At 69.6% G+C, this 7789-nt stretch carries 11 protein-coding genes and 1 pseudogene; 6 read left to right on the top strand and 6 right to left on the bottom strand.

The window, feature by feature from the left end; translation table 11 throughout:
* A pseudogene (locus tag GTW40_RS14260) lies at window positions 1–443 on the bottom strand (ABC transporter permease); the annotation flags it as partial.
* 266 nt (window positions 444–709) lie between these two features.
* Entirely contained in the window at window positions 710–1114 is a 405-nt protein-coding gene (locus GTW40_RS14255) for a globin (protein ID WP_161180548.1), read from the bottom strand.
* Between the two features lie 86 nt (window positions 1115–1200).
* Between GTW40_RS14255 and GTW40_RS14250 the strand changes: the two genes are divergently transcribed.
* Window positions 1201–1791, top strand: coding sequence for a hypothetical protein (locus GTW40_RS14250; RefSeq protein ID WP_161180547.1), 591 nt, complete (start codon window positions 1201–1203; stop codon window positions 1789–1791).
* Between the two features lie 214 nt (window positions 1792–2005).
* Here GTW40_RS14250 and GTW40_RS14245 read toward each other — a convergent pair whose 3' ends face one another.
* Window positions 2006–2230 carry a hypothetical protein gene (locus tag GTW40_RS14245; protein WP_161180546.1) on the bottom strand — a complete coding sequence of 75 codons (225 nt, stop codon included), beginning with the start codon at window positions 2228–2230 and terminating at the stop codon, window positions 2006–2008.
* A gap of 380 nt (window positions 2231–2610) precedes the next feature.
* Here GTW40_RS14245 and GTW40_RS14240 point away from each other — a divergent pair, with 380 nt between their 5' ends.
* Window positions 2611–3369, top strand: coding sequence for a helix-turn-helix transcriptional regulator (locus tag GTW40_RS14240; protein WP_161180545.1), 759 nt, complete (start codon window positions 2611–2613; stop codon window positions 3367–3369).
* Window positions 3356–3823: an NUDIX domain-containing protein gene (locus GTW40_RS14235; protein ID WP_161180544.1), complete on the top strand. Its 468-nt coding sequence runs from the start codon at window positions 3356–3358 to the stop codon at window positions 3821–3823. Before GTW40_RS14240 ends, GTW40_RS14235 begins: the two co-directional genes overlap by 14 nt.
* A 26-nt stretch (window positions 3824–3849) precedes the next feature.
* Here the strand turns inward: GTW40_RS14235 and GTW40_RS14230 are convergent, their stop codons facing one another.
* A complete protein-coding gene (locus GTW40_RS14230; RefSeq protein WP_202485870.1) occupies window positions 3850–4377 on the bottom strand; it encodes a helix-turn-helix domain-containing protein in 528 nt (175 codons plus the stop codon).
* A 111-nt stretch (window positions 4378–4488) separates the two neighbouring features.
* Here GTW40_RS14230 and GTW40_RS14225 point away from each other — a divergent pair, with 111 nt between their 5' ends.
* Window positions 4489–4836, top strand: a complete 348-nt coding sequence (locus tag GTW40_RS14225) for a nuclear transport factor 2 family protein (protein WP_161180543.1) — start codon at window positions 4489–4491, stop codon at window positions 4834–4836.
* A 20-nt stretch (window positions 4837–4856) separates the two neighbouring features.
* Window positions 4857–5699: an SDR family NAD(P)-dependent oxidoreductase gene (locus tag GTW40_RS14220; protein WP_161180542.1), complete on the top strand. Its 843-nt coding sequence runs from the start codon at window positions 4857–4859 to the stop codon at window positions 5697–5699.
* Window positions 5700–5761: 62 nt separating this feature from the next.
* Here the strand turns inward: GTW40_RS14220 and GTW40_RS14215 are convergent, their stop codons facing one another.
* Complete coding sequence (locus GTW40_RS14215; RefSeq protein ID WP_161180541.1) at window positions 5762–6517, bottom strand: XRE family transcriptional regulator; 756 nt, start codon at window positions 6515–6517, stop codon at window positions 5762–5764.
* Window positions 6518–6635: 118 nt separating this feature from the next.
* On the opposite strand from GTW40_RS14215, the gene GTW40_RS14210 reads away from it, so the two are divergent.
* Complete coding sequence (locus GTW40_RS14210) at window positions 6636–6824, top strand: hypothetical protein (RefSeq protein WP_161180540.1); 189 nt, start codon at window positions 6636–6638, stop codon at window positions 6822–6824.
* Window positions 6825–7151: 327 nt separating this feature from the next.
* On the opposite strand, the gene GTW40_RS14205 is transcribed toward GTW40_RS14210, so the two are convergent.
* On the bottom strand, window positions 7152–7789 hold a 638-nt coding region (locus GTW40_RS14205; RefSeq protein ID WP_161180539.1), incomplete at its 5' end, for an FHA domain-containing protein.

Genomic DNA, 7789 nt, shown 5'->3' with positions numbered 1-7789 from the left:
TGCGGCAGCGCCACCTCGGCGTCGCCCGCCGCCGCGCCCGGGAAGCGGCCGGTGACCAGCCGCACCTGGGAGCGGTCCAGCGCCGCGAAGTAGGTGAGGTCCGGGGAGTCCGAGTGCTCCGCCGCTGCCGTACCGAGAGCGGCGGACAGCCCGTACGGTCCCGAACGGCGCAGCGACCGCACGGTCACCGGCAGCCCGTCGAACGTCCTGCGCGCGCCCGCGAGCACGGCCGCGTCCGCGTCGGCCTCGCCGCCCGCGGGCGTGTACGCCTGGACGACCAGGGATGTGTCCGCGGCGTTGCGCGGATCGTTCAGCACGTGCCGCAGCGCGGCGTCCCCGAGCGCGCCGGAGTACGCCGTGAGAGTCGCCAGTACGACCGTGGTCAGAGCCACCGTGAGCAGTGCGGCGCTGAGCAGCAGGCTGTGTGCCCGCGCGCGCGACATGATGAACCCCGTCACCCGGCCCCCGTAACCTTCGGACTTTGCTCTGCCTCGACTCTGCTGCGTCCTGCAGATCTTGTGGCGATGCTGGCAGAGCGGGTCGGGGCCGGGTAGCCGTGGGACTGAGGTCTATACCGGATCGTAACCGGTTTCCGGTACGGGCCGGCCGGAATGCGATGTTCAGGCGGGCCCTGGCGTCGCGGGGCCGTTCCGGGGCATTCCGGGTCGGTCGCGGGTCGTTCCAGGGTCAGTCGCGGGTTGATCCGCGGTCATTCCGGGGTGTTCACCATCGACTGGGCGGCGTACGTCAGGTAGTTCCACAGCGTCCGCTCGTGCTCCTCGGACAGCTCCAGCTCGTCCACCGCCACCCGCATGTGCTTCAGCCAGGCGTCGTGCGCGGCCCGGTCCACGGCGAACGGCGCGTGCCGCATCCGCAGCCGGGGATGCCCGCGGTTCTCGCTGTAGGTGGTCGGGCCGCCCCAGTACTGGATGAGGAAGAGCGTGAGCCGCTCCTCGGCCGGACCCAGGTCCTCCTCCGGGTACATCGGCTTGAGCAGCGGGTCCTCCGCGACGCCCTCGTAGAAGCGGTGGACGAGCCGCTGGAACGTCTCCTCCCCACCGACCTGCTCGTAGAAGGTCTGCTCCTGAAGCGTGCCACGCCGGATCTCATTCACCCGTCCATGGTCTCAGACGGGGGGACCGAGGACCTGGGTCGTAGGACCCCGCTTCCGATGTCAGTGGCGCTCGGTAACTTCCCGGCATGGGTGCGTACGTGGTGAGCGTCGGCGCGGAGGAATGGTTCGACGAGGGGGAGGACGGCTGGGGCGAAACCGCTTCGGCGCTCGACGCCGAACTCGGGCGGCGGGGCCTGCCGCCCTACACGGACGTGCCCCCGGAGGCGGACTTCGTCCCCGGCTCGGGCCAGGCCTTCGAAGAGAAGCTGACCCCGTCGATGACCGGGTTCCACGCCCTGTGCGGGCTGCACCTGTCCCGCGAGGAATCGGAAGTCCTCTGCGGCTGGACCGTCCTCGTGCCCTTCTCGCTCGACGAGGAGATCCGGTTGCCCATCGGCTCCGGCTCCGGCTCCCGCGAGTCGACCATGGTCGTCGGCGCTCCCCAGGCACTCCCGCTCGCCCAGAAGCTCGCGGCAGCCATCGATCTGCCCTCCGAAACCCCGGCGACCTGCGACAACCTCGACTTGAGCGGGTGGTTCAGGCACCAGGGGAAGGAGCTGGCCGCTGCTGGGGCGGGCCTGTGGAGTGAGGACCTGGACACGGCCTTCTACGTCGCGCTGTTTCTGCGTGCTGCTCAGCATTCGATCCGGCGGGGGTGCCCGGTTGTCTGGACCTGAGATCCGCCTTCGGTCCCACCGCTCTCTCAGCGGATCACGCCACTGCCGCGATGGCAGTCGCACGTGCACCGCTGCACGAGCAAGAGCCCCCGTGAGTGAGGCAGCTCGAGGTCCTGGGTCTGGCGGCACTGCCTGTGCAGGTCGCGGTACCCGGGCCGCTGGGCGAGGGCGCATTCCACGCTCATCGTCTCGGTATCCACGGTGGGCGCGGTGCTCACAGCACGTCTCCCCTGCTGCGCGCGTTGGTGCGGGCCACGCTCGCCGACAGCCGCTCGGCCGCAGTCACGCGTCGCGCCCGGTCAGGTGGGCAGTCCCATTCCCGTCCGCCGCACGGCGGACGGAGCTGCACGTATGGCCCCTCGTGCCCCATCACCACGCCGACCTTGCGGGCGTTCTCGTCGTAGGCGAGGTCACCGATGTCCAGCGTGTTCCCGTTCATGCGCATCCCCCGTCCTGGTGCGCACGCATCTTCACGTTCTGATCGGACACGGCCGACAGGTCTCCGTCTCGCCGGGCTGTCGTCCGTTGCCGGGACAGAGCGTCGCACTCGGGGCACCCCTCCACCGGCGCGGGGTCGGGTTCAGGCAGGCCCACGTAGACGGGTCCTCGCGCTGTTGTCTTACTGGTCCGGGCTGTACGTTCGGTCATGTCGTCGCTCCCTGAGGGCGTCGTCCGCGCCCCGGGACCGTGTCAGCGGTCGCCGGGGTCTCTGTCGTTCACCAAACCGCCACTTACGGAGCGTTACAACCTCGTTCTGTACGCGTTAGGTACGGAGTGGGAGAGCGCCGCGAAACGTGTCGAACGTCCATGGGGGTATGCGTGAACGAGGCACTTCAACGAGCCATGAGCAAAGCCAAGTTGACCGATAGCCAGTTGGCCGATCGCTGCGGGGTAGACGCCAAGACGGTTGGCCGATGGATCACGGAGCCAGGCCGTGTGCCGCACGCCCGGCACCGGTGGGCGGCGGCCGAGGTGCTGGGAGAGGAGGAATCTGTGCTGTGGCCGGCAGTCACCCGTAAGGCGATCAAGGTCGGACCGGACCGCGAGGTCGTGTCGGTCTACCCGTACCGGTCAGGTGTTCCCGCGTCGCTCTGGCGCGCGCTGATCACGCGGGCCGAGCGCGAAATGACCTTCGCCGGGTTCACGAACTACTTTCTGTGGCTGGAGCAGGCCCGGTTCGGGACCGCCTTGCGTCGCAAGGCAGCCCAGGGATGCCGGGTGCGGTTCCTTGTCGGCGATCCCGACAGTGAAGTGACACGCTCCCGTGAGGAGGACGAAGGCGTCGCCCTCACCCTGTCCACCCGCATCCGCGTCACCCTGGCGGAACTGGAGAAGATCCGCAGCCAGCAGGGCATCGGCGCGCGGTACAGCGACGGCCACGCACACCTGTCCGTCTTCCGCTTCGACGATGACATGATCGTCACGCCGCTGCTGACGCACTCGGTCGGCCATGATGCCCCGACCCTGCATTTGCGGCGGCATCAGGACGACGGGATGTTCGACCGCTTCGCGTCGCACGTCGAGGGGCTGTGGAGTCGAGGGCGCCCGGTGTGGGAGGAGACCGATGGTCAGGCGTGACTACGAGGACGACCCGGCTGCCCCGGCGGCGAACAGTCTCGTCCCCGCGGCCTCGGTTGTCGTCGTGGATGGCGCCGGACGCATCCTCCTCCAGCGGCGTACCGACAACGGGATGTGGGCGCTGCCCGGCGGTGCGATGAATATCGGGGAGTCGCTGCCGGACTGCGCGATCCGTGAGACCCGCGAAGAGACCGGCTACGAGGTCGAGTTGACCGGCATCGTCGGCACGTACACCAACCCCCGCCACGTGTTCGCGTACGACGACGGCGAGGTCCGGCAGGAGTTCTCCATCTGCTTCCTGGCACGGCCGACCGGCGGGCGGCTCGCCGTGTCCGACGAGTCGACGGACGTGCGCTGGTTCGAGCCGGACGAGGTCGACGGCCTCCCCATGGTGTCCTCGGTCCGCAAGCGCGTGAACGACTGGCGCGGCGGTACCGGGCCTGCCCTTCGGTGAGGCCGAGCGCTCCCCTCGGACCAGGGCTACGTCGCGTCCGGTGCGGCGCCGCGCGTACGCCGCTGACGGTCCAGTTCCGTGTAGCGGGCCCGCATCGCGTCGCTGGCCGCCGGGCCCGCGCTGAAGACGTACGCCTCGCTGTCGTCGAGGCGCTTGCCGGTGTGGGCGTCGACCACGATCGGGTCGGACTCCTGGCCGGTCTCGGCGTCGATCAGGATCATGGAGCGTTCCTGGGGGTCGAGGTGGCGGTTGCCCCAGGCGGCGAGGGCGACGATCACGGGGCGCAGGGAGCGGCCGAGGCCGGTGAGGACGTACTCGTGGCGGACGGGGTTCGTCTGGTACGGGCGCCGCTCCAGGAGGCCGTCGCCGACCAGGGTCTTCAGGCGTGCGGTGAGCATGCTGGTGGAGATGCCGAGGCTCTGCTGGAACTGGTCGAAGCGGGTGTAGCCGTCGAAGGCGTCATGAAGGATCAGCAGCGTCCACCACTCGCCGACGTGCCGCACCGTGGTCGACAGCGGGCACTCGCGGTCCTCCAGCCTGATCCGGTTCGGCATGGCACTCTCCCTGGTTACTGCTAAAGTCGAAGTTACTGGCTTCTATTTTAGCAGCGACCGGCTTACCGGCGCTGAGTCATGTCGTCATGTCCCTGTCTGCGAGGCGCTCCCATGGCCGAGAACCCCGACACCGTCGAGCTGCCGGAGGTCGTCCGGCGCTATCTGCGGGCGCACGACGCGCGCGATGTCCCCGCCGCCCTGGCCGCTTTCACGCCCGGGGCCTCCGTCGCGGACGACGGGCAGACCCACGAGGGCACCGCCGCCATCACGCGCTGGCTGGAGCGGACCGGCTCCGAGTACACGTACACCACCACGCTCGTCGGAGCCGAGAGCGACGGCCCCGACCGGTACACCGTCGTCCAGCACCTCGAAGGCGACTTCCCCGGCGGAACCGTCGATCTGCGCTACCGCTTCGTCCTCGACCGAGGGCTGATCAGCAGGCTCGACATCGCCCCCTGACGGTCAGGAATCGAGGAAGCGTGCATACCTGGTTCATCACTGGCGGGACCCCCGGTGGTTTCGGCATGGCCTACGCCGACGCCGCTCTCGAACGTGGCGACAACGTCGTCCTCACCGCCCGTCGGCCGAAGCTCTTGGACGACTGGGCCGACCGGCATAGCGACCGGGTCCTGGTCCTGCCGCTGGACGTCACCGACGCGGGACAGGTCCGTGACGCCGTCCGTGCCGCGGAGGAGCGGTTCGGCGGGATCGACGTGCTGGTCAACAATGCGGGGCGCGGCTGGTACGGCTCCGTCGAAGGCATGGCCGAGGCCGATGTGCGGCGGTCCTTCGAGCTGAACTTCTTCTCCGTCACGGAGATCCTGCGTGCCGTTCTGCCGGGTATGCGGGCCCGGCGTAGCGGCTGGATCGTCAACATGTCGTCCGTCGCGGGCCTGCGGGGCGTACCCGGATTCGGCTACTACAGCGCCGCCAAGTTCGCCGTCGAGGGCCTCACCGAGGCGTTGCGTGAGGAAGTCGCCCCGTTCGGTATCCGTGTCCTCGCCGTCGAGCCGGGGGCATTCCGGACCCACGCGTACACCGCCTTCGCCGACGAGTCCGTGTCCGAGTCGGTCGACGCGTATCTGCCGTTCGTCGAGTCGGTCCGTACGTCGATGGTCGGGCAGGACGGGTGTCAGCCTGGGGATCCGGAGCGGGGGGTGCGGGCCGTTCTGGACGCCATGGATCGGGAGGAGCCTCCGCGGAGGATCGTGTTGGGGGCGGGGGGTTATGAGGCCGTCCATGAGCAACTGGTCGGCATGGTCGAGGAGTTGCGCGCCTACGAGGGTGCCTCGCGGGGTGCGGACTTTCCCTCTGGTGAGTAATACGGGTGAACATGAGTGAGCCTTCGCCGATCGACGGGGGCTCACTCATGTTCAGGGTGGGCTCATTCGGGTGTCCGGTTGTAGCGGGCGATCGTGGCCTTGCTGGTGTCGGCGTCCATGAAGCGCAGCTCCCACGGGCCCGTGTTCACGTCGAACTCCTTGCCGAAGCCGACCCACTTGCCGGCCATGCGGCGGCCGGTCGGCTCCACCAGCATCTGCACGGCGCCGAAGTAGCGAGCGCCCCGGTAGTAGCCCTCGCTCGCCGTCTTCTCGTTCCAGGTGCCGGTGACGATGTTGCCCTCGACTTGGAGGTCCAGGGTGAGTGGTGAGTCGGGGTTCAGTGAACCCTGCGGCAGGCTGCGGCCGGTGAGGCGGTTGCCGTGCTGGAGCAGGACGACGTAGTGCTTGCCGGTGAACGAGCCGTCGCGTCCGGAGCTGAAGTATTCGTACGTGCTCAGCCAGATGCCGGAGTAGTTGCCCCTCGGAGCGGTCTGGGCCGCGGTCGCCGCCGGGACGCCGACGGGGCTTCCCTGCACGTCGTGGCCGCCGTGTCCGTCTCCGGTCACGCGCATTTGCGGCACCGGGGCCGCGAACCCCAGAGACTCGATCGGCAGGCCCGTCACGCTCTCCAGCGCGCGTGCGTACACCGGCCGGGGCACGGCCGTCTCGCCGCTCTCCCAGCGTTGCACGAGGCGCTTGGTCGCTTCGTTGGGCTGGCCTGCCCGCTGCCCGGCATCCCGCACCGCACGGGCGAATTCGTCCTGGCTCATCAGCAACCCGAGCCGCACGGCCCGGAGTGTGGCGTTCGGTGTTGTCATGCGATCAAGTTACCCACGCACGCCGCCTAATGACACCGAATTGACGCCCTGCGTGTCGCCGAAATGACGCCCCGTCCGCCGCCGCGCACCGGGACCCCGAAGCCTGATCGTGTGTCACATGTTGACCACACAAGGTGACGAGGGTTCGCACCCCGGCCTGACGATCAAGGTGTACCGGGTGAACCCCGAGACCGGACAGCGCACGGTCGTCCGTCCCACGCGCCACGTTCAGCCCGCCCGCGACATCCCGTTCAGCCAGTCGTTCCCGCCCTGCGCGTGCCCGCGCCACCAGGAGGACGTCCGTTGAGCCCCGCCTGGGACATGACCTCGCCCCCGGTGTCGGGTACGTGCGCTCGGTGCGGCCGGTGGACCGACGCCGGAGTCCGCCACTGGATACCCCGCATGACGGGAGCGGACATCGACATCATCCTGTGCGTCGACGCGGATGCCTGCACGCCCCTGCCGAAGTCCACCCGGCCTCGCCGGTACCCGACCTGACGGCCCCGAGTCGCGGTGTCTCCCGCCGGAGCTCCAGCCGTGCTCCGTACCACCTCAGCGCCTATAAGCGGCAATGGTGAAATGCGCAGGGCCCGCACTGTGTGCGGGCCCTGAACGGTTTCAGTCGCGTGGTGGCTCAGCCCCGGCGGAGCGTGATCGTCGTCCACGCCCCCACATGCACCCGGTCCCCGTCCTGGAGCGGGACCGGGACGAACGGCTGGATGGGTTCGTCGCCGCCGTTGACCGTCGTGCCGTTCGTCGAGTTCTGGTCGACCACCGCCCAGTTGCCGTCCGGCTGCTGGACCAGGACCGCGTGCTGGTGGGAGACGCCGGGGTCCTCCGGGGGGACGGAGAGGTCGATGTCGGGGGTGTCGCCGGTGGAGTGGCGGCGGCGGCCGATGGTGAGCTGGTTGCCGGTGAGGGGGCGCTGCTGCTCGGGGGAGTAGGCGGGCAGGTTGAGGCCTGCCGCTTCCGGGCCGGAGCGCTGCATCATCGCCATGAAGTACTCGCGGTCCGGGCCGATGGTCACCGTCCACGTGGCCGGGCGCTGCTGGTAGCCCGACGGTCCCTGCTGTCCGCCGGGCTGCGGGTAGCCGTAGCCGCCGGCGGGGCCGTTCTGGGACGGGGACGACGGCGGGGATATCACCCAGTCGTCGACGCCGCCGCCGAAGGACGGGCCGCCGTTGTTCGGCTGGCCGCCCTGCTGCGGGTAGCCGGAGGGGCCGGGGGGCGGGGCCTGCCGGGAGGGGGTGCCGCCGAACGCGGAGGGCGCCT

This window comes from Streptomyces sp. SID4985, from assembly GCF_009863025.1.
In the GTDB taxonomy this organism is placed as follows: domain Bacteria; phylum Actinomycetota; class Actinomycetes; order Streptomycetales; family Streptomycetaceae; genus Streptomyces.
This window is presented reverse-complemented; position numbering and strand designations above follow the sequence as displayed.